Here is a 25,828-nt window from a genome sequence, read left to right on the forward strand (position 1 = left end):
ACTACCCGGCCACCCTTGAGCAACTTTTTTCACCTCCGGCAATGCCGCAATAAGCCTAGACAATGACGATTTTCCCGTGAATGCCATCAGAGAGCCCGACTCCGTCACCCTCTTCATCACCTGCCTGATCGACGGCATCTATCCCGAGGTCGGGACAGCGGTAGTGTCGATTTTTGAACAGCTCGGCATCATGGTAGACTACCCCACCGACCAAACCTGCTGCGGCCAGCCGGCCTTCAACGCCGGCTACCGCCGGGAGGCCAGGGCGGCTGCCAGGCGCTTCATTGAAATTTTCGAACACGCCCCGGTCATTGTCGCCCCGTCGGGATCCTGCGTCCACATGGTCCGCCACCATTATCCGCAGCTTTTCCAGGACGACAGCCGCTGGCTGGCCCGGGCCCGGCAGGTGGCAGCAAAAACCTTTGAGCTGACGGAATACCTGGTGGACATCCTCGGAATCACCGATCTGGGAGCCTCGTATAACGGCCGGATCACCTACCATGACTCCTGCCATCTGCGCCGGGGATTGGGCATCGCCGGCCAGCCGCGGGCTCTGCTGGCGGCGATCAAGGGGGCAACGTTTATCGAAATGACTGAAGCGGAGAGCTGCTGCGGATTCGGCGGCGTCTTTTCAGTGAAATATCCGGAGATATCAACGGCCATGGTGGAGAAGAAAGTGAACCATATCATCGATTCTGGCGCCCATGTGGTTACCGGCTGCGACATCAGCTGCCTGATGAATATCGCCGGCAGACTCAGCCGCTTGGGATCGCCAGTCCGCTGTCTCCACATCGCCCAACTGCTGGCCGGCAGGGAAGAACGGACATGACTGATGAATCCGGCCAATCCTATCGTCAGCGGGCCGCCAGGGCGATCGGCGACCCGCAACTCCAGAAAATGCTGCGGCTTCTTCAGGAGCTGCTCGGCAAGGGTGCCGAACGATCCTTTGCCGGCCTGCCGGGCAGCGAAGACCTCCGCCGGGAGGGCCGCACACTCCGCCAGGAAGCGGTGGAAAACCTCGACACCCTCCTGGAAGCCCTGGCAGCCGGTATCCGCCACCGTGGCGGCCGGGTTTTCTTTGCCGAAGACGCCGCGGCAGCCAACGCTTACTGCGTCTCGCTGGCTCGCAAACACCAGGTTAAAAACGTAGTCAAAGGGAAATCGATGGTTGCCGAGGAGGTCGGCCTCAACCATGCCCTGGCGCAGAACGGCATTGAAGTCACGGAAACCGACCTGGGGGAATTCATTGTCCAACTGGCCGGCGAACATCCCTCCCACATCATTGCGCCGGCAATCCATAAATCACGCCAGGAGGTTGGCAGGATTTTTGCGGAAAAGCTCGGCATAGACTACACTGACGATCCTCCCGCCCTCACCCGGGCGGCCCGTCAGGCTTTGCGGGAAAAACTGCTCCACGCCGACATGGGGATTACCGGCTGCAATCTTGCCTGTGCCGAAACCGGCCAGATCACCCTCCTCTCCAACGAGGGCAACATCAGCATGGCGACCATCCTCCCCCGGATTCATGTGGCGATCATGGGAATGGAACGAGTTACCGCCAGGCTGGCGGATCTCCGGACACTTCTTGGCCTTTTGACCCGAGGCGCCTCGGCCCAGAAAATGTCTGCCTATGTCAGCACCATCGGCGGGCCGGCCGGCAATGGCCAAATCGACGGACCTGATGAATTCCATCTGGTGATTCTTGACAATGGCCGCTCACGAATTCTTGCCGATCAACGGTTCAGGGAAATCCTCTGCTGCCTGCGCTGCGGCGCCTGCCTCAACGCCTGCCCAGTCTACGGCATCATCGGCGGCCATGCCTATGCCTCCCCCTACCCCGGACCCATGGGAGCAGTGGTCTCCCCCCTGCTGTTCGGCATCAATCGACATCAGGATCTCTGCCGCGGGGAGACCCTGTGCGGCGCCTGCAAAGAGGCCTGCCCCATCCACATTGACATTCCCCGCATGCTCTTGGAACTGCGGGCGCAGCTGGCTGTTGGCGACCGACAATGGGATGTCAGGCAGACATCAGCCGGCGAAAAGATTTTCTACCAACTCTGGAGCCTGATGATCGGCAAGCGACCGGTGTATGATCTCTTCCTCAGGTGCGGCTCGTTCATCGGCAGGCTGCTGGCCGGCCGGAAGGAAGTGATCTCCAGATTGCCACAGCCCCTCAGCGGCTGGACCATGAGCCGCGACCTGAAACCTCTGGCCAAGGAAAGCTTTACCACCCGTTGGAAACGCTTGCACAAAGGCAGCAATAGAGACCAGCGGTAAATCTGCAGCACCGGCACACGATGCAGGATTTGGCAATTCATCTGAGAAAAACAGCATGATGGACGACAACAATCAGCAGCAGTTTCTTGCCAACCTTCGTGCGGCCCTCGGCCATCCGGCCGCCGTCCGCCGTCGACAAAAACAGGTCTGTGAACGCCCCGATGATGCCGATCGGCAGGCCTTGGTGAAAGCTATTTCCCGGCGATCCCCGGAACAAACACAGGATCTTCTCGACCGCCTGATGGCAGAAGGCCACCTTCTCAACCTCCAGGTTATCTCCTGTCCAAACTGCACGGCCGCCGGCCAAGCCATCGCCGCCCTGCTCAGTGACGACATATCTGCAGGGGGCAGCAAACGAACCATTGCCTGTTGGCAACATCCCCTGGTAACGGAACTGGATCTTGTCAGCCATTTAGGCATACGCAACATCTCAATCTACTGTGTGGAACAGACCATGCACCCTTTGAGGTCCGCCGAGCGGGAGACCATCCGGCGCCGGGTAGCAGCGTCCTTCGCCGGCATAACCTCGGCTGATTACTGCCTGGCTGACACCGCCAGCCTGGTGCTGCGAGGCCGGCCGGGACAGGACCTGTGTGTTGCCCTGTTGCCCGCCATTCACATAGCCGTCATCAGACGGAAACAGCTGCTGGCTGACATGCAGGAGCTGCACGCGCTGCTGCAGACCAATTCCCCGGACTGCAGGGATGAACTGCCAAACCGCATGACCATGATCTCCGGGCCAAGTAAAACCGGCGATATTGAAGCCACCATGGTCTACGGCGTCCATGGCCCCCGGAATGTTTATCTGCTGGTCATCGACACATAACACCATCCTGCACAACTCCCCCGGCTTACAGCTGAAGCAGGCTGGTTCACTGCGCTACACGGCAACCGATTTCCACCCGACATCGTACGGCCAACTGTGGTATGCCGCCATCACTCTTGAACCTGACGATCAATAGTGGTACACTCGTAACAACCAACGGTAAAACGCCTCGAAACCCAGGACGCACAATGAAACTCGCCGGAGCAAACCCCTGGCATTCTGCAAAGGTTTTGGTAACGGTTCCAACTTTGGGACAAACAAAACCTGAGGGATAAAGCGGACAAGAGAGTACACCCGGCGGCAAAGGTTGCAGCTCAATGAAGAAGAGAGAGTTGTTACGAAGCGAGACTATCAACATTGGAGCAGATCATGGACCCTATTGCCCGTTTACGACAGGATGCCAAAACCATCATCAGGAAGGCGATTGAGGCGGTCAATCCTAAAACGGCAATCTGTTCCCATGTCCAGCGGCAGCATGATCTCCTGCTGTGCAACGGCAACAGCTACGATCTTAGCCACTACCGCCACATCTATCTGGTGGGCGCCGGCAAGGCAGGCGCTTCCATGGCCGCAGCCATGGAGAAACTGCTGGATAACCGGCTGACGGCAGGAGTAGTGGTGGTAAAATACGGTCATCTGGATCGGGTTGTCCGGACAACCATCGTTGAAGCCGGCCATCCGCTGCCTGATCAGGCCGGCGTCGACGGCGCCCGGCAGCTGACTGGCCTGCTGGAAAAGGCCGGCCCGGACGATCTGGTCATCTGCGTCATTTCCGGCGGCGGTTCCGCTCTCCTGCCCCTGCCGGCTGACGGCCTGACCCTGGCGGATAAGCAGGCAGTCACCCAGACGCTGCTCGCCTGCGGCGCCGATATTACTGAGATCAACACCATCAGGAAACACCTCTCCGGCCTCAAAGGCGGCCAACTGGCCCGACTCGCCTCGCCGGCCACAGTCCTTTCCCTGATTCTTTCCGACGTCATCGGCGATCCGCTGGCAAGCATCGCCTCCGGCCCCACCGTCGGCGACCCATCCACTTTTGGCCAGTGTCTCACGATCATCAGCAATTATGGCATCGAAGGGAAGCTGCCGCCAGCAGTGATCAAGCACCTGCAATCAGGGGCCGCCGGGGCCATTGCGGAAACTCCGAAGCCAGGCGATCCGCTTTTCAGCCGGGTTGCCAATCTGATTGTGGCAAACAACCGCCAGGCGGTGACGGCGGCTGCCGCGGCCGCCCGCATCCTTGGGTATCATCCCCTGGTGCTTTCCACCTTCATCGAGGGGGAAACCCGGGAGATCGCCCGCATGCACGGCGCCATCGCCAAAGAGGTGGCGGCCAGCGGCAATCCCGTCACCGCCCCGGCCTGCATCATCAGCGGCGGCGAGACAACGGTGACCATCGCCGGCAGCGGCCTGGGCGGCCGCAACCAGGAATTCGTGCTGGCAGCAGCACTGGAGATTGAAAACCAGGCCCATACGGTTATTGTCAGCGTCGGCACCGACGGCACCGACGGCCCCACCGACGCCGCCGGAGCAGTGGCTGACGGCCTGACCGTGGCCCGCGCCAAAGGTCTGCAGCTTACCCCCAAAGACTATCTCACCAACAACGATGCCTACCATTTTTTTGACCGTCTCGGTGACCTGGTAAAAACCGGCCCCACCAACACCAACGTTATGGACCTCCGCCTGATGCTCATCGCCAACAAAAAAGGTGACACCCGTTAGGCGTCACCTTTTTTGTTGCATTGCTTCCCCCGGAAAACTTTTTAATCACCCCCCGGGGGGGCCGATGAGGCACAATGCCTTTTCACTTCAGGAAATCTGTTCGAATTTACTTCCCGGCACACCGCAGACGCTGCACTTGTCGGGGCAGGCACCGATCACCGTGTTGCCGCAGACGCTGCAGACATGGATCTCAGAAGACGGCAGGTCATTACCCGCCTCAATGGCCGCCGCTGCCTGCTCATAGAGGCCATGGTGAATCTCTTCAACCTCATTAGCCCACTCAAACATCTTCAGGGCGGTTTTTTCTCCTTCCTCTTTAGCAGTAGCGATGAACTCGGGATACATCACCTTGAATTCATGGCTTTCACCCACAACTGACTCCTGCAGGTTAGCCTTGGTATCCTTGATGCCACCCATGGCCCGCAGATGGCCGTGGGCATGAACGGTTTCCGCCTCTGCGGCCGCTCGGAACAACTTGGCTATCTGGCCAAAGCCTTCCTGGTCGGCCTTTTTGGCAAAGGCAAGGTATTTGCGGTTAGCCTGACTTTCACCGGCAAAAGCAGCCGCCAGATTATCCATTGTCTTACCCATGATTTCCTCCTTGTCACAACATCATTATTTATGTGATTCAATAGTTGACGAGTAATTATCAAAAATAATTATTTTAGTCAAGTTTAAAATACGGAGGCATCAAGGCTTTTCATCCATAAACCTATCCCTGGCCAGCAACGCCGCCCCATACGCCCCGACAATCTGGGGCACCTCCGGCACCAGCAGTGCCACCCCCAAAGCAATTTCAAGCGCCTTGATCATTCCAGCATTGAGGGCCACTCCACCGGTAAATGCCGGACGGCCTTTAAGACCTAGCTGTTTTGCCATACTGGCCACCCGCCGGGCCATGGCCAGATGTACCCCCCAGGCGATCTCAGCCACCGGCTCGCCGGCGGCAATCAGGGAGATCACCTCGGACTCGGCAAACACGGTGCACATGCTGCTGATCTCTGTGCCCTTTCGAGCCTGCAAAGAAACCGGCCCCAAATCGGACAGCGACAACTGCAGGGTCTGGGCCATGACGTTGAGAAACTTGCCGGTGCCAGCGGCGCACTTGTCGTTCATGGCAAAGTCAAGGACCATACCGGTACCGTCAACATGGATCACCTTGCTGTCTTGGCCGCCGATATCAATGAGCATGTCAACCGCTGGAAAACAGGCCGCCGCTCCCCGGGCATGACAGCTGATCTCAGTCACCTGATGATCGGCAAAGGGAATATTGCGCCGGCCGTAGCCGGTGCCGACGACGGCGGCAATCCGGCCTTCATCGAGCCCCGTTGCCGTCAGCAGCCGGTCAAGAATCTCTCGGGCGGTCTGCAGATGGTTGGGCCTGGTAGCCATCTCCTGCCAGCCGCGGATCACCCCGGCGGCATCAACCAGCACGGCTTCGCAGGAAAGGGAACCGATATCAATACCACAAAAAAATTCATCCATTAGAGATCACTCTTCATAACACTTGATGGCTTCGCTACCGCCCCAAGGCCGGCAGCATCAGTCCAGCACCAGTTGGATGCGGGCCACATCCTCTTCATATTCAACCACCCGGAAACCAAATTTCTTGATAAATTTCATCATCTGCAGATTGTTCATCAACACCAGGCCGTAAATCCTTTTAATCTGCCGATCCCGGGCAATAACCAGCAGTTTATCCATCAACAGGGAGCCTACACCGCTGTTCTGCCAGTCATCGGCGACCACAATGGCAAATTCATACTCGTCATTGTGGGGGTAGTAGACCAGCCGATTGGTACCGATGCTCAGTTCGCGCTCCCCCTGCCTTATTTTAGCGACAATGGCAATTTCACGGTCGTAGTCAATCTGGGTAAAACGGACCATCTGCGCATCACCAATATGCTTTTCATGGCTGAAGAACCGGTTGTATCGCGTCTGATGGGAAAATGAATCGATCATGGCATAGTGGGCCTCGGCATCTTCCGGCTTGATGGGCCGGATGAGAACCTCGGTACCGTCTCTCAGGCTTTCCGTAAACTCGTACTGGTTGGGATAGGGGGTGGTGGCCAGATGGTTGGGCGAGATAACACCCCGGTCCTTAAGAACAATTTTGGCGTCAACAATGCGGAACTGATTATTACTGATGACCAGAGGATCAACATGCAGCTCATAAATCTCGGGAAAATCAACCACCAGCTGGGAAAGCCGGACCAGTATCTCCTCCAGAACTTCCATCGTAAAAGGCCGTAGCTGCCGGCAGCGTGGCAGTGCGGTCTTTTCAATCAGCTTGCGGGCCAGAAAGCGGTTCAGCGGCGGCAGAATAACCGCCTCATCCCGCACCACTCTGGACATCAGGCCGCCCATCCCAAGAAACAGATAGGGACCGAATTCACGGTCCGTTCCGGCCCCCATAGTAAGCTCGTAGTGGACCGGTTCGACCAGTGGCTGAACGGTAAAGCCATCGGCACCGGGTTCACCGAAAACCGCAAGCATCTTCATCCACGCCCTCTTCAGCGTTCCCCGGTTATGGATGTTGAGTATAACGCCACCGGAATCACTTTTGTGATAATAAACCGGGTCATTATTTTTCAGCACCACCGGATAACCAAAATGATCGCCGGCCGCCAGAGCCGCCGGCAGGGTTTTAACGATATCGGTGGGATTGACCGGCAATTCGTAGAGCTGGAGGATTTGCTTGCTTTCCGTCTCGCTGAGCAGTTGCCGCGCTTCCCCGAGCCGTGCGGCAATCAGCTCCCGGACCTCGTCATGATGGTAGGTCAACTCCCGGTTGAAACGGGGCGGCACCACCACCACCTTGTTCAGTTTGGCATAGTAGCGCATCCCGTAATAGTAGGAATTGGTTGCCTCTTCAACGCTGAAATGGATGCTGGTGCCGCGATTCTCCAGTTCCGCCACCCGCCGGGCATAGACCTCCCGGTTACCTAACAGGATGTAGAGCATCTTAACCCGGCATTCCTCAGCCAGGCAGCGAACGGCAGCAATAATCTTTTCCGGCTGCAGAAAACCGCTGAGCACCATGATCACCATCAGGGTGTCAAACTCCCGCGATTCAAGGCACAGTCGGATGACCTTGATAAAGCGCTGGTTGTCGGCATCGCTGGCGATGCAGACGGGATTCAAGGTACCCGAATAGGGGGCGATATATTCCCGCATACGGTCACCCAGGGCGGCGGACAGGGAATGTATCTGCACCTGCCGGCTGGCCAAGTTGTCCACCGCCATCACCCCGACACCACCGGAATTGGTAATAATGCCCAGTTGTTCACCGGCAAGCACCGCCTGCGGCACCAGGGCAACCCCGGCCGCCAGCAAGTCGGAAATACTCTCCACCCTGATGATGCCGGCCCGCCGCAGGGCCGTGTCATAGACCCGGTCCTCGCCGGCGAAACGCCCGGTATGCTTCTTGATGATTGCCTGGCTCAGGGCGGTTTTCCCGCCTTTAACGGCAACAATCGGTTTCACCCGGGCCACCGAACGGCAGGCGCTGAGAAATTTCTTAACGTTCTTCAGATTTTCGATGTAGAGCAGAATGCAGCGGACATTGTATTCCCATCCCAGGTAGTCAATCATATCCCCAAAATCAACGTCCACCAGTGATCCCAGACTGACCACATGGCTGAAACCGACCTTTTTTTCCCTGGCCATATCGAGGATGGAGGAAATGACCGCGCCACTCTGGGAAATGAGGGCAATCTTGCCGTCGTCAGGGGCAGTTTCAAAAAACGAAGTATTGAACTGCCGGCCGGGAACGATCAAACCGAAGGAATTGAAGCCGAGAAGACGAATATTCTGGCGCTGGGCAGCGTTGGTAATCAGCTGTTCATACTGTTCATCCTCAACCGCCAAGCCGCCCCGGGCAATGACGATGTTCTTTACCCTGGCATGCCGGCAATCATCGAGCAGTGCGGGAATCTCGGACAGCGGCAGGGAGGCGATCAGCAGATCGATGGCATCCGGCACCGCCGCAATGGCCGGGTAGCACTGCCCGCCGGCCGTGAACGGGCAGTCAGGATTATCACAGCCACTCATGTTGATGAGCAGGGTCCGGCCCACCCGGGAATCACGCAGGTTCCGGTAAACAACCTGTTCCTTGCACGAGCGGCAGTCGAAGTGACCGATCAAACCGATGGTCCGGGGGGCAAACAAATGGTCAAGATTATAGATTCCCATCCGCGCCCCCTCTCTTCAGCTGACCGGCCAACCGGTTTTCCTCTCCATCCTGTATGAACATCGTTGCCATACAGTTACCTGACTGTCGGAATATCAGACCAGCGACTGGTATAGGCCGGCGACCGGTGGTCGGCCGTCAGCCGCCATGGTGAATCCAGACCTTCGGCGGCAAAGGTGACCGTGCCGCTGCCCAGTCGGGCATTGATGCCATCCACAGCCTGCATCAGCAACCCCTCCCGCTGCCGGTCATACCGGTCAACCATCGACGGCTGCACCTGGCCGGCAGGAACCAGGCCGGCCAGGATAACGCCGGCTTTTTTATAACGGCAGCCGGGGCGGAAAATCGCCTCAATGCCGGTCATGGCATACCCTAACAGCTCACGGGTTGAGCTGCTGGCCACCGGCAGTTCCACCACCCGGGAATCATCATACCGGTTTTCCGGCACAAAGCGACTGGTCTGCAGAAACACCATCAGCACCGAAGCGGCCAGCTCCCGGGATCTGATTTTTTCCACCGCCCGGGCAAGATAGGCAGCCACCGCTTCCTGCATGGCGGCCAGGGTTTCCACCGGCTCCCGGAACGACCGGGAGCAGCGGACGCTTTTCGGCGACAACGGGCACTGTTCCACCCCCAGGCAGGCAATGCCCCGCAGTTCCAGCACCAGCCGCTGGCCGATCACCCCGAGCTTCTGCCGCAGCCACTGGTCATCACAGTCATGCAGCTGGAGAGCGGTTTCAATCCCCCAGCTGCGCAGTTTGACCGCCGTCCGCCGGCCAACCCCCCAGACATCGGCCACCCCGGTCATAGCCAACGCCTGCGGCCGGTGCATCGATGCGGTAAGGTCAACCACGCCGCCGGCTTTTACCGACTTTTTTGCCAGTCGGCTGGCAATTTTGGCCAGGGTTTTGGTCTCGGCAACCCCCACCGAAACAGGAATGCCAAGCCCCCGGCGAACCGCGGCGATCAAGCCTTCCGCCTGTTGCCGGCGGCGCTCGGGAGAAAGGCCGGTAAAGCTTAAAAAGGCTTCATCAATGGAATAAATTTCCAGCTCCGGGGTAAAACCGGCCAGGATGGCCATCACTCGACGGGACATATCGCCATATAGGGTATAATTGGAGGAAAAAACGGCAACCTGATGCCGCTCAAGGAGGGACCGAGCCTGGAAACAAGGCTGGCCCATTGTTATGCCCAGCTGTTTGGCCTCATTGGAGCGGGCAATGATACAGCCGTCGTTGTTGGAAAGGACCACCACCGGACGGTTTTTCAGGGCCGGGTTGAACACCCGCTCGCAGGAAACGTAGAAGTTGTTGCAATCAACGAGAGCAAAAACCCTGGGCATGAGAGATACACCTACATGTATTCTTCCCGCGGTTACCAAGCTGCCAGGACAAGGTTTCCGCTTATTCTCCCCGGCAGTCCATGGCTGGCTCCGAGCTGTCCGCCGCCAATCACCATCCGGGTGATTCGTCCGGTGCCCAAAACCACTTGCAACCCTGGCCTGACAGTTTCAGACAGTTGCCATCGTTTTCAGGGTGGATTAGAGCGAATGGATGACGTAGGTAACCACGCCCCACAGTTCAAAGTCCATCTCTTCCCGCACTTCGATGGGTTCATACGCCGGGTTTTCCGGCAGCAGAAAGAGCCGTTCCCCCATGGTCCGGGCCCGTTTCACCAGCAGTTCTCCATTGATGACGGCAATCACCACCCGACCGTCAGCAGCTTCCAGGGAACGGTCAACCAGCAAGAGGTCGCCATCATGGATACCCGCCTCAATCATCGAATCACCGGCCACCCGGACAAAAAAGGTCGCCGCCGGATGCTTGATCAGGTACTGATTGAGATCAAGAGCCCCCTCAAGGTAGTCATCGGCCGGCGAAGGAAAGCCGGCGGACACCGAGGCCACCGCCAGCGGCAGACGGCAGACCGGCGCCTGTAGGTCTGTGGCAAACAGCTCAACCACCCGCACAGGTGCCACATGATTATGGCCAGGAATACTCCGGGTTTGCATGCTCATGATTCGCAACCAATGAAAAAATGATTTCCCCTCTTGAACGACTTGAACGACGTTAACGACAGAAAGCTATCAGCCTCCGGTTTGCCGCTCATTCTCGCCGCCCATCCGTGGGCGGCTCCGAGGCGCCCACCGCGAATCACCATCCGGGTGATTCGTCCGGCGGCCAAAACCGCTTGCAACCCGGAAACCGACAGCTTTCTGGACATCCTGCTCACCATGGCCGAAAAACCCCGGGGACCTTACGTCTGCGTAATTCGGTGGCCGAATGGCATAATCCGCACCGCGTTATGATAGCAGATCTGCGCCAGCGCCGGCCGGCTCAGGCCAAGCTGCTCCATCTTTTCGACGTTGCGGCGCAGACCGGGCACCCCGGGAAAGTCGGAGCCGAAGAGAAACTTGTCCGCCAGCCGCTCCATCTTTGGATAGTAGGTCAGCAGGTTCTGGGGCGGCAGGCCGGAGATATCAATATGGACGTTTGCATGGCGGATGAGCATAAACTCCGCCAACTGGTACCAGAACCCCCGGCCGCCGTGGCAGAGAATCATGGTCAGATCGGAAAAATCGGCCGCCACCTCATCATAAAGATAGGGATCGGCATGCTTCAGCTTGGTCTTGGGAAACACCGAGGTCCCGGCATGGAACATCACCGGCAGACTTCTTGCCACGCACAGCTCATAGAGGGGATAGAGCCGCCGATCATTGACCGGAAAGAGGCCGTGAACCCCATGGATTTTCAGGCCCTGTACCCCCAAGGCCAGCTGCCGTTCAAACTCAGCCACCACATCGTCATGGACCAGCGGATTGACCGCCCCAAAAGGCAGATACTGGGGAAACCGGCTGCTAATCGCAAAGGTGCCCTCCACCGGCAGCACACCGGCAGTCTCGGGGGAATACTCAGGAAGCAGGACGCCGCCGACAATACCCTCGGCCGCCAGCACCCGGTGATACTGCTCCGGCACCAGCACCCCGTCGTCATTGTAGATCTGCTGCCGGTAGGGCCCGGTATTCATCCACAGATGCACCGCTGCCGGACTCCACTCAAACACATGTCCCACATGAAGGTGAATATCGATAATATCCATACCCCAAACCTACCCCATTGCCCCTGGGAGCGCAACTTTTTTCTCCATCGCCAGCTTCCGACAATACTCTTTTGAGTTATTTGGTTATTGCGTGTTAATCCCTCAACTGAGGCCTGACATATCAACAGTTCCCTAGAAATCATGAACTTTCGAATATCACGGATTCTCAGATCGACAGAGCAATGATGTTTTTAAGGCATCGGCTAAGAAAACCTCTGGACTAAAAAACACCATATGAAGTATCCTTTGACATCAAACATAGTTAACCGCTGCATTTACCTATTGAAAGCCACTATCTATCAAGGAGAAACCGATGTCAAAAGCTGGTGCCCTTCATGGCATAACCGTCATTGATCTGTCTCGTCTTCTACCCGGCCCTTATTGCTCGATGGTTCTGGCTGATCATGGAGCCCGGGTTATTGCCATCGAAGATAAGCGTTTTTTAGCGGACGACCTTTTTTTCAACCTCATCAACAGAAATAAAGAGCATATGGCGTTGAATCTGAAGACTGACGAGGGCAAAGAGATATTCTTTCGTTTGGTCAAAAGCGCCGACGTCGTCATGGAAGGTTTCCGCCCAGGGGTCGTTGACCGGCTGGGGGTCGGCTACCAGGAGGTTCGCGACATCAACCCGGGCATCATCTACTGTTCCATCACCGGTTATGGTCAAGACGGTCCATTTCGCGACCGGGTCGGCCACGATGCAAACTATTTAAGTTATGCCGGCGTTCTGGATCTCATCGGTGAGTCTGGTCATCCCCCATCTATTCCCGGTGTGCCCATTGCCGACATTGCCGGCGGCGGCATGAACGCGGCCATAGGAATTCTTCTGGCCCTGTTCGCACGGGAAAAAACCGGCAAAGGACAATACATCGACATTTCCATGACCGACGGCATGGCAGGTTTTCTTCCCACTTCATTGTTTTTCCAGCAGCGCACCGGCCAGGAACCCAGGCGTGCCGATGAGCTGCTGTCCCACCGCTACGCCTGCTACAACACCTATGAAACGGCCGACGGCAGATACCTGAGCATTGGCGCGGTTGAAAACCGCTTCTGGGCGCAGCTCTGCGATCTTCTCGACGTGCCGGAATATGCTCTGCTGCAATATGACGACTCGCGGCGCAAGGAAATAATTGCGGCAATGCGCACAACATTTAAACAAAAAACCCTGGATGAATGGGATGCGGTTCTGGCCGATCATGATATCTGCTGGGGGCGTGTCCAGTCATTGTCAGAAGTGATGGCAGACCCCCTGTTTCGCCAGCGGGAAATGGTTGTTGACGTTAAAGGGAAGGATGGAAGCATGTCAAAGACGTTGGGAGTTCCGGTGAAACTGAGTGAAACGCCCGGCTCAGTCCGCACCCCGCCGGTTGACTTTGGTGAAAGCACCACGGCCATCCTTGAAGAATTCGGCTATACTCAGGAAGAGATAAAGACTTTGGCAGAAAAAAAGGTACTATGACCGCAATGTAAAGTCACTCGTTATCGGTTTTAGGCAAATGTCCCTCTGTCATCATGGACTCAACGTTGTCAACCCATTGCGCGATTAAATGCATCAGCCGCCTGACTTCTGCCTGACGACGCAAGGAGAATTATAATGAATAGTGTTGATACGAGCGTAATAGACCAAGACATAATGGATCTTTTTACAGATTTAATCAAAATGCGGAGGCACATCCATGCCCATCCTGAAGTCGGGCCAGTGCAACCAGAAACTGTTGCCTACGTCAAAGAACAATTTGACGGTATGGAACATGTCAATATTATTGAAGGTGAACCAACCGCGGGCGTGGTTGTTGATATCTCGGGCAACAGTTCCGGCCCCACAATAGCATTTCGAGCTGACATGGATGCACTTGACATCTCAGAAACTACAACCGAAACTCATTTTCCAAATCAAATGAATTTCCGTTCCAAGTATGACAACAAGATGCATGCCTGTGGTCATGATTTGCATACGGCGATCTTAATAGGATTCGGAAAAATCATCCACCAGCACAGGGACCGTCTTAAAGGAAAAATCAGGTTATTGTTTCAACCCGGCGAAGAAGGATATGCCGGCGGCAAGCAGATGGTAAAGGCGGGGTATCTGGATGATGTTCTTACGGTGTTTGCTCTCCACTGTTGGCCGGATCTTGCCGTTGGCCAAGTAGGTTTTCGAGATGGACCTTTTTTTGCGTCTATAGACTACTTTACCGTTACAATCAGCGGGATAGGCGGACACGGTGCCGCACCTGAAAAAGCAAGCGATCAACTGCTGGCAATGAGTCGAATAATAAATGATTTACAAACAATAGTTTCAAGGAGAATAAGTGGGTTAGATCATGCAGTCTTATCTGTCTGCTATGCCAATGCCGGGTCATATGACGCCCCTGCGGTTATTCCGGCCACTGCACAATTTAGAGGGAGCATCAGGGCTTTCAGCAGCGCAATTCAAGATACGGTTGAAGCCGAATTCAAGAACATTTGTCGGCATAGTGCGTCTTCGGTACACCCTGACTGCAACGTTGCTATCGAATATAAGCGGGTCTATCCACAAACAGTAAATGATAGTCGCTTAACGCGAAAAGTTGCGGAAGTTTTCTCAAGATTTATCAAAAAAGATAATTTGTTCACCGATTACAAACCAACCATGGGAGGCGAAGATTTCTCATTCATGACGGAGAAAGTGCCCGGGGTTCTTTTCTTGGTGGGCGGGAGTTTACCCGAAAATCTTTCTGATAAAACAGTTTTTTTGCACAATCCATCATTCGACGTTGATGAACGTTTAATACTTTTTGGAGTGCAAGCATTTAAAAGTTTGGCGTTTGAACTCCTTTCATAGATTAATAATGTTACCAAACGCCCGCTACCGTTCTCCCGTTAGCCATTTATGCATTATGCTGGAAATTTTATCAGGCTTTTCCAAAGTGCTCATATGACCACAGTTGCTGACTGTAAACAATTCAGCTTCACTCATGTTCGCAACCATCTCTTCTGAACATTCGAGCGGTGTAATTTGATCCTGTTCACCACAAACAACCACTGTAGGACAGGAGATTTTCGAAAGATGTGGCACTTGATTGATCCTGGATATGATTGCACGCTGCTGGCGAATAAAAACTTCCGGCCCCATCCCATAAGCCATGGAAACCACCTGATGTCGCAGTTGAGAATCATTGAGCCTGGCTGGATGAATTAACAATGGGTAGATGGTTTCGATCACTTCATTAAACCTATTTCCCTGGCATCGGGCTATCAGAGCTTCTCGACGAGCCGTTTGCACAGCAGTATCAGCTCGCGCCGTTGTATCAATGAGTGCCAAGCGATCTACCTTCTCACCAAACTTACGGCAGATCTCCAATGCAATATATCCCCCCATGGACAACCCTGCCAACGCAAAACTTGGCGGGGCCTCTGAAACAATTGCCTCTGCAATCTTGCCAATAGTATCATAGTGCATATGTTTATCAGTTATCGTACAAGAGGCAACATGGCTAAGAGAGAGGACTTGGTGCTTCCATAGTGAAGCGTCACACAGCAACCCAGGAATGAGTATAAGGGGAATTTTTTTCATGAGGCCTTACAACGGTACACAGTGACTATGATGGGGAAATGTCTACTCAAAAAAGCTTAAAAGTACTTCATTGAAGACGTTTGCCTTTTCCACATTAACCAAGTGAGCTGCTTCGGCAATAACCATCAACTCAGAGGGAGTTATCTGTTGGTGGATAAATTCCGCAGATGAAACAGGAGTACTTGGATCACACGCGCCCACCACCACCAATGTTTTAGTTGAGACAGCGCGGATGGAATCACGCTGATCCATGTCTCTAATTGCAGCACAGCAAGCACAAAATCCATTCGCCGGAGTGTTGAGAATCAGTTGTCGTATTCGATCCACTTCCAAAGGGAGAAGAGCTTGACCAGCTTTGGTAAACCATCGGTCGATAGTGGCGTCAACGACCGCTTTCATACCATCCTTTTGAACCGTTTCGATACGCTTGTCCCAGATTTCTCGTGGAGACATGAAGGCTGAAGTTGAACTAAGCACCAAAGAATGTAATCGGTCACCATACTGTGTGGCCAACATCTGACCGACCATTCCACCTTTGGAAAGGCCGCAAAAGCGGACCTTCTCCAGACCAAACGCATCCATCAATCCCACAGCGTCTTCGGCCAATAATTCAATTGAATATGGCCCTTCTGAAACTGATGACTGTCCATGACCACGGCTATCATATCGTAACACTCGATACCCTGCCTCAACCAGCGCCGGAATCTGCATGTCCCACATACTAAGCGCAGCGGCCAGCGAGTTCGAAAACATCACCACTGGCCCCTCATCCGGTCCATCGAAGCGATAGTTGATAATCGTTCCATTTACCTCGGCTAAAGGCATGCGCCCTCCTACAACATTTCAATGGCACAGGCCATTGATACACCGCCACCGCCACAGAGCGTGGCCATGCCCAAGGATTTCCCCCGGTTTTTCATCGCGTAGATGAGCGACACTATAATCCTTGCACCAGTTGCCCCAATGGGATGACCCAGTCCAATCCCTGATCCATTCACATTGGTTATCTCACGGTTAAGCCCCAGCTCACGTTCACAACCTATATACTGGGCCGCAAAAGCTTCATTAATCTCAATCAGTTCAAAATCAGCGACTTTGAGTTTACTGGAGAAAAGCATACTTTGAACTGCCGGCACTGGTGACAGCCCCATAATGGAAGGATGGCATCCTCCGCTTCCCACAGCCCGAATAACAGCTATCGGTCTGAGCCCCAAATCACGTGCTCGCGACGCAGACATGATGAGCAAACCGGCCGCCCCATCATTCAGACCACTTGAATTTCCGGCTGTTACCTTCCCGCTGCCCGGCACAAAAGCGGGCGGCAGACTTTGAAGATCGGCCATAGTCATGGCAGGTCTGAAGTGTTCATCTTGCTCAAATACTACCGCCTGTTTTTTCCGTTGAGGAACTTCCACCGGGACAATTTCTTCCTTAAAACGTCCTTTTTTGGTGGCATCTTCAACGTTATTATGACTTCTCAAAGCCACCTCATCCATTTCTTCACGAGAAATACCCAGATACTGAGCCACAAATTCTGCTGTCAACCCCATAATATAAGGTTTCCCTTTAAATATCGATAGAGGGGACTGACTGCTGTCCACCGGTCCATCTTCAGGATGCGGAATCACGTGAGACCCACAGTAGAGAGAACGGATCAAAGCATCGACCATCACTTGATCCTGAAGACGGCAGCCCCAGCGAGCACCGGTAATATGATACGCTACCCCTGACATGTGTTCAACACCACCCGCCAGAATCACATTCGCCATACCAGCTTTGATCATGGCCATACTGGATATGACCGCTTCCATTCCTGATATACAGACCCGATTAATGGTAACCGCGGGAACAGGATCGGGAATCCCAGCCAAGAGTGCCGCAACCCGAGCCACATTAAGGGTTTCAGCCGGTTCAATGCAGCAGCCGTATCGAACATCATCAATAATGCCCGGATCAATGCCTGCCCGTTCCACCGCTTCTTTCATGGTGACACTGGCCAAAGCGGCTGCATTCAGATTTTTCAGAGTACCGCCGAAGGAACCGATGGCTGTCCGGCAGGCTGAAACAATAACAACATCTTCCATGGAAAACTCTCCTTAAGCTGGTCACCAGTCCCCCTAAACGGGGGAAATACCCATCAATAGCGCCATAAACGATCCAAGCAAGCTTTAGGTCGCCTTGTAGCTGACCACCGATCTACCGACCAAAGCCGATAGATCGGATCCAGCGGAATAGTTGAACAGGAACCCTATGATTCGGCAGGACATTGTAGACTAAAGGGACGAAAACCTCTTTGAAAAAATAGTGGACACATATACTGATCGGCGGTCCGCCTTAAACGGACCGCCGATCAGTCGGTTATATCCGGCCGGTCATTTTCATAAGGTTTTTAAGTATATCACCAGCCTTGGCACAATACTTCGGATCCTTCTTGGAGTACTCATCCAAAACTTCAATGGCAAACTTGCGGAGCTGGGCTACCGTATCACCGTCTAAGGTGGAAATCTCACCCATTTTTTCGTCATTCCAGACTTTGATATCCAAAATATCGTTGTAGCCGGACCATGTAAGAAAATCAACGCCCGCGGATCTGGCACATTCCTCAACAACAGCTTGCAGATGGGGTGGCAAGGCAGCCCATTTCTTTTGGTTCATAATAATTTCGCCATTATTGATTTCAGCCAAATTAGGTTTGATAATATATTTACATACTTCCTGCAGCTTCATGTCCCAACCAGTGGAAATAGTTCCCCAATGCGCCCCTTCACAAACACCGGTCTGGAGAGCCTGATACAACTCGGCGCCAGGGAAAAATACCGGTGTCGCTCCGGCTTTCTGGAAAACCTGGGCGGCAATACCGGTACTTCTCACTTTATATCCTTTGAAATCGGCAAGTGTCTTGAGTGGTTTCTTGGAATAAAGTCCAACACCAGCCATGGGCAACGGAGCTACAAGGCGGACACCATGGTCAACATAGGCCTGTCTGAAAACTTCGATGGCCCCCATATCATAAAAATAGGCATACATCTCGTCAACGGTTTGCCAAGTAAACAGCTGGCCGTTGACATATGCAGCGACCGGAACTTTTCCCATCCAGTACGTGGGCCAAATAAGAGAAATTTCAAATAAACCACGCCCCAGAGCTTCGAAAACATCCTTCGTAGGCACGATAGAGCCCGGCGGCAGCGGCGTAATATCAAGCTCACCGTCGCTGGCAGCCCTGACCCGATCACAGAATCTAACGTAGACATCCTTGTAGTACCCCACCCCAGTCGGCCAGTGGGTTTGCATGCGCCACTTTATTGTCGCCTTCTTTGTTGCGGCACGGGCCACTTTAGGAATAACGCCTGCCGCCCCTACTGCCGCCGCAGTTGCACCTGCCTTAAGTACATTTCGCCTAGAAATCTTCTCTTTCATACACTCCTCCTCCGCAGTTGTTAAGGTTTCCTCCCTTCGGTTGAGCCAACCGAATCCGTTTGGCAAAACATCTTGGGAACAGCAAACCATCCCTTTTCTGATGGAAAATAATGAGAAAAGTACAGCAGTAACGTTGCCCTGCAACCATTGATCTGCAGTTAATTATTTCTGAGCTCGCGCCGCAGTATTTTGCCGGTATTGGTTTTCGGCAGCTCGTCGAGAATTTCAATAATGCGCGGATACTTATAGGCTGCCAACCTTTCCTTGCAAAAACTGATCAGTTCTGCAGAAGTGATTTTCCCCGAATAATCTTCACTCAAAGAAACAAAAGCTTTGACGGTCTCGCCACGATAGCTGTCAGGAATCCCCACAACCGCAGCCTCCCTGACCCCGGGATGGAGATAAAGAACATCCTCCACGTCCCTTGGCCAGACTTTGAATCCGGAAACATTTATCAGATCTTTTTTCCGGTCAACGATGTAGCACCATCCCTGCTCATCAATCTTTGCGATATCGCCGGTAAATAAGCGTCCCCCTCGAATCGCTCTTGAAGTTTCAGCCTGATTTTCCCAATATCCCTTGATAATATTTGGTCCCCGCAAAACCAGTTCACCTTCCTGCCCCGGCGCCATGATGATATCCTGATTCTCTACATCAACGATCCATGCCTCAATGCCAGGAATAATAAGGCCCACGGAGAGTGCTCCGGAATTCTCGTCGACAGGTCCGTTGTGACCAAGAGGAGCTATGGTAGCCGGCGAAGAGCTTTCTGTCAGTCCATACACGTTATAGATGGACAGCCCCATGACTTCCTGAAATTTTTCTACGGTACCTGGGGAAACTGGTGCCCCGCCACTATAGGCTTTTTTAAAGCGAGAAATATCAAATGATTTGATCGCGGGATGGTTGAGAAGAGCAATATATACCGTTATGGAGGCGACCGTAAATGTCACCCGATGCTTCTCGATAAGCCGTAAAACATCATGAGCATCAAAACGGTTGAAAAGGACTACGGGAATACCCAAGTGAAAAGCGATTGCCTGATGAGCCACAATGCCAGTGATATGGAACAACGGTGCAATACCGAGCACGACGTCCGAACGGTCCAGACGTGCAGTTGCTTCGTAAACCTAACAATTATAATCAATATTTGCATGGGAAACCATAGCTCCCTTGGGGGGGCCGGTAGTCCCCGACGTATAAACGAGATAGGCCAAATCGTCAGGGTTAATGCTAATCTCGTCAAACGTCTGATCAGTGAATGCTCCAATCAGTGCCAGAAGATCAAAGGTTTCGGCCGGTGTTTCTTTAGACGTATTTTTAAGCTGTTCCGGCACCTGGTCACCGGCAACCAGAAAATCGAGCGGCGAGGTAGTAATCACGGTTCGCCCGCCGGCAGCTGCACGAATGGTTTTTTCGAACAGCATGTCCTCACAGATAATCAATTGCGCGCCACTATCCGTCAGCAGATGCTTCAGATCCTTCGATGTACACATGGGATTGACCGGCACCACAATCCCTCCCCGCATCCAGACCGCCAGCGAGGCAATGATAGTCTGTGGAATATTTTGTAGGACAAACAGAACTCGATCACCCTTGCATATGCCCTTGTCCGCAAGGGCAGCAGCCAAGGAAAGTGCCATTTTCTCCACTTGAGCAAAGCTATACTCCGCGTCAAAATAATAGATGCAGGAACTTTCCGGATACATTGAAGCGGAACGTCTAAATTTATCAAGAACACTTTCACTTTTTTCCGGGAAAATCGGGGCAAACCATTCTGGGTAAATATCGACCCAAGGTTTATCGTCATAATAACGAGGCATGAAATTACTCCATTCTAGCTATCAGCAAATCGTCCATCCACCATCAATTGCAATGCTTTGACCAGTAATAAAATCCGATGCCTTGCTGGCCAAAAAAATAACGATTCCCTCGATTTCTTCCAGTTGCCCCCAGCGTCCCATGGGAGTCCGCGCCTGAATGAAATCAAATCTCTCTTTGTCATCCCTGATCTGTTTGACCATTTCCGTTTCAAAATATGTCGGGGCAATGGCATTAACCCGCACCCCCAGTTTGGCCCATTCCAAAGCCATAATCTTCGTCATTTGCTCGACGCCTCCCTTGGCTGATGCATAGGCAAGCTGGTTGGGGATGCCAATCCTACCCAAAATCGAACTTATATTGATAACCTTGCCGTACCCGCGTTCAATCATCTGTGGAACCACGGCCTGAGCTACCAGATAATACCCTTTTAGATTGATATTGATAATTCGATCCCACTCTTCTTCAGGATAATCGATGATTGAAGTTCTAAAATTAGTTCCAGCATTGTTGACCAGGATGTCAATCTTGCCGAAATGATCCATGATGGCGCCAACAGCTTTGTTGACCGCATCCTTTTGCGTGACTTCGAGAACAAATCCAGCAGCATGGCTACCCATTGCCCGCAAGCGGCCAACCACACGATCAATATCAGCCGCGTTTCGGCCGCAGACAGCCACATCTGCCCCAGCTTTGGCCAGCGCTACAGCACCTGCTTCACCAAGGCCTTTGGAACTGCCGGTAACCATAGCTACCTGGCCCTTAAGATCAAATATCTCTATGGTCATTGGTTTCTCCCTCTCAAAACAGCATGTTAAAGGAATATATCACGCCGATCAGGATATGGGTCCTATCGGTGGAAAAGAGTCGAAAGTCACCCACAGGAAACAGCTTCACTTCCGAAGTGTCGTATGCTACGCTTCCTCATCTAAAAAATGAGGCTTCCTGCCCTGGGCTGTTTCTTCCGCCACAATAATTTCCGCTGCCCATCTGGCAGCCTTACCCACCACAGCCGGACATTTATCTTCATGCCCACCTGCCTGTATAAAAGCATCCCAATCCGCTGGATCATTAAGTTGATACGTCCGCCCCATAACCTGTTTATGGATTTCTCCGCAGGTTGAGGTGCCGTATTCCTCAACAAAACATTCATGAAGAGCATTAGCCAGACGATAGCCGATAAACCGAATCCCCTCAGGATCATCTATATTATCCAAATCACGACCATAGAGATAGCTCAAGAGCATCACCCCGCCAGTAAGCCCCCCGCAGGAACCGGCAACTGACAAGCCTACTCCCCCACCAAGCCCCGTAGCAGCTTTGAACACATCAAGACTTCGCAAATCAGGAAAGGCTTCCATCAACGCACCCAGAACACACTGAGCACAGCCATGGTATTTTTTTTCAAAGTTGGCAGCGCTGGCTTCCACTGAATCCAACAAATCTTTTTCTGATTTATAAGCTAGGTTCATCTCCCCCTCCTTTTGTTGTCCAGACCATGCAAAGGTCCAGAAAACAACTTGTTATATAAAATTACCGTACGCTATCAGCTACATGGTGCCTGGCAACCACATGATAATTGATGGAAAAACCATCATCATAATCATTGCCACAATCATAATCGCAATAAATGGTATCACCCCCCTGAAAATCACCATCATGTCTGTTCCCGGACTGAGAGATTTGAGATAAAAAAGATTGTACCCGAATGGCGGAGTAACATACCCAATACACAGAGCAATATTAAAAACGACCCCATACCAAACAGGATCATAGCCCAAACTCTTAACCACCGGATAAAAAATGGGTAGACAGAGGAGAATAATTCCCATCGGGTCAAGGAACATCCCAAGGATAAGGACTGCGGCCTGGAGCAAAAAAATCATCACCCAGGGACTGACATTAACACCCATGAGCATACTATTAACAAAGTAGATGCCACCACCGCCACTGTAAATTGCCACAAAACCGGAAGCACCAAACATAATCCAGAGTACCATGCCGGTAATACTCGCTGTTTGCCAGGCAGCCTCCTTAATAAATCTCCAGTTCAATTCACCGCGAACAAAGATACAGATCAACACGGCCAAAGATCCCACCGATGATGCCTCTGTCGGCGTTGCAACACCTAAAAAGAGTGAACCCAAGATGGAGATGATGATCAATAGGGGCAAGAAGACCGACTTCAGCGCCCGAAGTTTTTCTTTGAGAGTAACCGGCTCTTCCAATGCTGGGCATAAGTCGGGCTGGAGCCAAGCTCTGATTGCAATATAAAGCATGAATGCCGCGACAATGAGCGTCCCGGCAACCAAACCACCGGCAAACAGCTTGCCGATTGACTGGCCGGTCATCATCCCGATAACAATCAGAGTAATACTTGGCGGAATAAGAATACCCATGGTCCCAGCCGAACCGATCGAGCCAAAGATGATCGATTCACTATAGTTTCTCCGACGCATGGACGGAATGGCGACCAGGCCGGTGGTGACTGTGGAAGCGGAACAGTTTCCTGTCATGGCAGACAGGACAGCTGCAAAGCCGCAGCTGCCAATTGCCAGCCCGCCTCTCAACTTTCCGAACCAAATATAAAAAGCATCAAACATATCTTCCGCTATCTTCGACTTGGATAATGCCACCCCAATGAACACAAACATCGGAACTGCTGCCAGCAGCAACATCCACATGTAATTAAACACGCCGGTAACAATCGGCATGAGTCCGTCGGGACCCCACATAACCAAGGCTGAGATTACCCCGATCGCCCCCATGGCAAAGGCCAGGGACACACCAAACATTATACAGAGAATCAAGGATCCGAACATCCCAATGGTGAGCAGCAGTTCTTGACTCATGCTTTAAACTTAACCCCCTTGACAAAAACATAAACTGACAAAAGCAACTGGTTGAGCCCCTGCAGAGTGATCAAGACTGCACCAACCACCAGCAAAAACTTCACCGGATAGACCGGGTGAGCCAGCACCATCTCGTCAGCTTCACGAATAGCCCAAGAACTTGCAAAAAAGGCAATCCCCTCTTTGATCAACACCGAGGACCAGAGCAGTAGCAGCAAATAATTGATTATGTCCAGAAACGCCCGTCCGCGCACTGAAAAACGCCTGTAGAGAACATCGACTCTCACATGACCATTCTGGAGCAACGTATAGGCTCCAATCATAATAAAATAACTGCCAAACAGGCGCTGAGAATAACCATGGGCCCATACCGTTGGCGAATTAAAAAAATACCGGGCAACAACTTCGAACACCAAAATGAACATCCCAAAATAAACCAGGAACGAAATTATTTTCCCCGACCATTCACTAAAGCTGTCGGTAACCATTAAAAATTTTCTCAATGCTTCTCACCCTTGGTTCAAATTATCAGTTGTCACAAGGCACCACTATCACGCTCACTCTTCACTGCCTTCCAAATGCGGTTTAACGTTACGCATTTTCGAATCATCCAATTCTTCGTCAATGCCAGCCAGATAGCGAGCCAATTTTTTTCTATCATCAAAATCATATCCAAGGTTGAGCGCTATGGTCTCCATAATGGGGGAACCTCCTCCATGGACACCCGCAATTTTGTACCAGGACGCCATGCCGGAAGCACCGATATTCTCAACAAGCTGCCAAATCTTCAGAGAGTCTTCTGAAGACAAGTTCGGATTCCTGACAATGAACCGCTTGAGTGCGGCCGCGCAATCTCCTTGCTCGAAATCTTCATCGAATGGCATGGTCACCGCAATGCCTCCGGCAATTTCAGTCAAGATATTGAATTCATGATAAATCATTTCGCCAGTCAGCCGCCGGCCTACGTTCGCATAGATCTCATTGGGGAAAAATACGCCGCTAGAGGTTTTTTCTCCATAAACCGCCGCGGCAACTCCCGCGGCATAGGCCAATTCAGCCGCGCCGGCAAATTCAGAAAGCTTTTCCTTGACGTGGCTGGCCTTTAAAATATTATTAGCCTCAGCCGCTAAAGCCGTAACTCCACAGAGGATATCGGATACTCCTGGTTTACAGCCACTATAACTATGCCGGTGCGAATCAGCAAAGAGCAATGCCATTCTCCGGCCAAATTGCCATTCTCCACACATGAAAACCCGTTCTTTCGGCACAAAAACCTTATCAAAAAAAACGATACTGTCAGAAACTCCATATTGACAAAAAGGAGCCGCATCAGGTTTATCATTATTTCTCAGCCAGACCGGACGGGTGATCAGACTCAAACCTTCCGTGTCACCCGGGACCGCGAAAGCTACCGCATAATCCTGATCTGATTCCGTAAGCGCCCGGGTCGGCAGTGCAATTATCTCATCGGCATAGGGGGCCTGGGTAATGGACATTTTAAAACCACTTACCACAATGCCATCATCGCGCCGCTCGACAATGTGTAGATATGCATCAGGGTCTTCCTGTTCGCTTGGACGCTTCATCCGATCGCCCTTGCTGTCTGTCTGAGCGCAACAACCAACCAAATCTTTCTCGTGATACATTTTCAGATAATCCAGAAATCGTTGATGGTAGTTACTGCCATTAGCGGCATCCATCTCTTTTGTACAAACCGCCAAGGCGTTAATGGCATCATGGCCCATACAGCGCTGGATACACCCCCCTACCCTGCGAGCGGCAAGACGGATAAGTTTCTGCTTCTTTATCAAGTCACTAGGACTCTGGGGCAAATGGGCCCACCGGTTGATCTCTCCCCCGGTTACCGGCGAAACAGCGGTAGCAAGGCCTTTCCATTGCGGATCCTGAGCCAAATCGAAGGTTACATCAAGGACATTGATCCCCGGCTTGAGCCGCGGATCATCACGGCCAACAGGCTCACCGCCGATGAAGACATTATGCCTCATTGCAAAAAGATCTTTATGATACTGCTCCTTTGTTCTCAACATCTTTCCATGCCTCCTTAT

Annotated in this window: 22 protein-coding genes and 1 pseudogene; 6 read left to right on the plus strand and 17 right to left on the minus strand. The window is 52.8% G+C overall.

What is annotated here, in order from left to right; genetic code table 11:
- The first annotated feature begins 85 nt into the window (after positions 1-85).
- The 4 genes from JXO50_05495 (at position 86) to JXO50_05510 (ending at position 4,825) form a co-directional block, all read left to right on the plus strand.
- Positions 86-829, plus strand: a complete 744-nt coding sequence (locus tag JXO50_05495; GenBank protein ID MBN2332544.1) for a (Fe-S)-binding protein — start codon at positions 86-88, stop codon at positions 827-829.
- Positions 826-2,277 (plus strand): iron-sulfur cluster-binding protein, encoded by a 1,452-nt coding sequence (locus JXO50_05500; protein MBN2332545.1) that lies wholly within the window; start codon positions 826-828, stop codon positions 2,275-2,277. The genes JXO50_05495 and JXO50_05500 overlap by 4 nt, the downstream gene beginning before the upstream one ends.
- A gap of 55 nt (positions 2,278-2,332) precedes the next feature.
- The gene (locus JXO50_05505) at positions 2,333-3,103 is read left to right on the plus strand and encodes a lactate utilization protein (GenBank protein ID MBN2332546.1); all 771 of its coding nucleotides are present in this window, start codon (positions 2,333-2,335) and stop codon (positions 3,101-3,103) included.
- 369 nt (positions 3,104-3,472) lie between these two features.
- Entirely contained in the window at positions 3,473-4,825 is a 1,353-nt protein-coding gene (locus JXO50_05510) for a glycerate kinase (protein ID MBN2332547.1), read from the plus strand.
- A gap of 87 nt (positions 4,826-4,912) precedes the next feature.
- Here the strand turns inward: JXO50_05510 and JXO50_05515 are convergent, their stop codons facing one another.
- The 7 genes from JXO50_05515 to JXO50_05545 form a co-directional block, all read right to left on the minus strand.
- On the minus strand, positions 4,913-5,416 hold the full coding sequence (locus JXO50_05515; GenBank protein MBN2332548.1) for a rubrerythrin family protein: 504 nt from the start codon (positions 5,414-5,416) through the stop codon (positions 4,913-4,915).
- 99 nt (positions 5,417-5,515) lie between these two features.
- Complete coding sequence (locus JXO50_05520) at positions 5,516-6,310, minus strand: 2-hydroxyglutaryl-CoA dehydratase (protein ID MBN2332549.1); 795 nt, start codon at positions 6,308-6,310, stop codon at positions 5,516-5,518.
- Positions 6,311-6,367: 57 nt separating this feature from the next.
- Positions 6,368-9,019 (minus strand): bifunctional acetate--CoA ligase family protein/GNAT family N-acetyltransferase, encoded by a 2,652-nt coding sequence (locus tag JXO50_05525; protein MBN2332550.1) that lies wholly within the window; start codon positions 9,017-9,019, stop codon positions 6,368-6,370.
- A gap of 74 nt (positions 9,020-9,093) precedes the next feature.
- Positions 9,094-10,359: a Y-family DNA polymerase gene (locus tag JXO50_05530; GenBank protein MBN2332551.1), complete on the minus strand. Its 1,266-nt coding sequence runs from the start codon at positions 10,357-10,359 to the stop codon at positions 9,094-9,096.
- A gap of 198 nt (positions 10,360-10,557) precedes the next feature.
- The gene (umuD, locus tag JXO50_05535; protein MBN2332552.1) at positions 10,558-11,028 is read right to left on the minus strand and encodes a translesion error-prone DNA polymerase V autoproteolytic subunit; all 471 of its coding nucleotides are present in this window, start codon (positions 11,026-11,028) and stop codon (positions 10,558-10,560) included.
- Positions 11,029-11,030: 2 nt separating this feature from the next.
- A complete protein-coding gene (locus JXO50_05540; protein MBN2332553.1) occupies positions 11,031-11,240 on the minus strand; it encodes a hypothetical protein in 210 nt (69 codons plus the stop codon).
- Positions 11,241-11,273: 33 nt separating this feature from the next.
- Positions 11,274-12,116, minus strand: coding sequence for an amidohydrolase (locus JXO50_05545; protein ID MBN2332554.1), 843 nt, complete (start codon positions 12,114-12,116; stop codon positions 11,274-11,276).
- A gap of 313 nt (positions 12,117-12,429) precedes the next feature.
- On the opposite strand from JXO50_05545, the gene JXO50_05550 reads away from it, so the two are divergent.
- Complete coding sequence (locus JXO50_05550) at positions 12,430-13,578, plus strand: CoA transferase (GenBank protein MBN2332555.1); 1,149 nt, start codon at positions 12,430-12,432, stop codon at positions 13,576-13,578.
- Positions 13,579-13,713: 135 nt separating this feature from the next.
- Positions 13,714-14,940 carry an amidohydrolase gene (locus JXO50_05555; protein ID MBN2332556.1) on the plus strand — a complete coding sequence of 409 codons (1,227 nt, stop codon included), beginning with the start codon at positions 13,714-13,716 and terminating at the stop codon, positions 14,938-14,940.
- 24 nt (positions 14,941-14,964) lie between these two features.
- On the opposite strand, the gene JXO50_05560 is transcribed toward JXO50_05555, so the two are convergent.
- The 10 genes and pseudogenes from JXO50_05560 to JXO50_05605 form a co-directional block, all read right to left on the minus strand.
- On the minus strand, positions 14,965-15,558 hold the full coding sequence (locus JXO50_05560; GenBank protein MBN2332557.1) for an alpha/beta hydrolase: 594 nt from the start codon (positions 15,556-15,558) through the stop codon (positions 14,965-14,967).
- 156 nt (positions 15,559-15,714) lie between these two features.
- Complete coding sequence (pcaD, locus tag JXO50_05565) at positions 15,715-16,497, minus strand: 3-oxoadipate enol-lactonase (GenBank protein ID MBN2332558.1); 783 nt, start codon at positions 16,495-16,497, stop codon at positions 15,715-15,717.
- Between the two features lie 8 nt (positions 16,498-16,505).
- Positions 16,506-17,756, minus strand: coding sequence for an acetyl-CoA C-acyltransferase (locus JXO50_05570; GenBank protein ID MBN2332559.1), 1,251 nt, complete (start codon positions 17,754-17,756; stop codon positions 16,506-16,508).
- 274 nt (positions 17,757-18,030) lie between these two features.
- Positions 18,031-19,089: a TRAP transporter substrate-binding protein DctP gene (dctP, locus tag JXO50_05575; protein MBN2332560.1), complete on the minus strand. Its 1,059-nt coding sequence runs from the start codon at positions 19,087-19,089 to the stop codon at positions 18,031-18,033.
- 158 nt (positions 19,090-19,247) lie between these two features.
- Positions 19,248-20,912, minus strand: a pseudogene (locus tag JXO50_05580) (AMP-binding protein).
- 21 nt (positions 20,913-20,933) lie between these two features.
- Positions 20,934-21,698, minus strand: a complete 765-nt coding sequence (locus JXO50_05585; protein ID MBN2332561.1) for a glucose 1-dehydrogenase — start codon at positions 21,696-21,698, stop codon at positions 20,934-20,936.
- A 126-nt stretch (positions 21,699-21,824) separates the two neighbouring features.
- On the minus strand, positions 21,825-22,382 hold the full coding sequence (locus JXO50_05590; GenBank protein MBN2332562.1) for a C_GCAxxG_C_C family protein: 558 nt from the start codon (positions 22,380-22,382) through the stop codon (positions 21,825-21,827).
- 78 nt (positions 22,383-22,460) lie between these two features.
- The gene (locus JXO50_05595; GenBank protein ID MBN2332563.1) at positions 22,461-23,762 is read right to left on the minus strand and encodes a TRAP transporter large permease subunit; all 1,302 of its coding nucleotides are present in this window, start codon (positions 23,760-23,762) and stop codon (positions 22,461-22,463) included.
- Positions 23,759-24,265, minus strand: a complete 507-nt coding sequence (locus JXO50_05600; GenBank protein MBN2332564.1) for a TRAP transporter small permease subunit — start codon at positions 24,263-24,265, stop codon at positions 23,759-23,761. Before JXO50_05600 ends, JXO50_05595 begins: the two co-directional genes overlap by 4 nt.
- A gap of 54 nt (positions 24,266-24,319) precedes the next feature.
- Complete coding sequence (locus tag JXO50_05605) at positions 24,320-25,810, minus strand: aromatic ring hydroxylase (GenBank protein ID MBN2332565.1); 1,491 nt, start codon at positions 25,808-25,810, stop codon at positions 24,320-24,322.
- Positions 25,811-25,828 lie beyond the last annotated feature (18 nt).

It is taken from the genome of Candidatus Anaeroferrophillus wilburensis (assembly GCA_016934315.1).
GTDB classification, from domain to species: Bacteria; Desulfobacterota; Anaeroferrophillalia; order Anaeroferrophillales; family Anaeroferrophillaceae; genus Anaeroferrophillus; species Anaeroferrophillus wilburensis.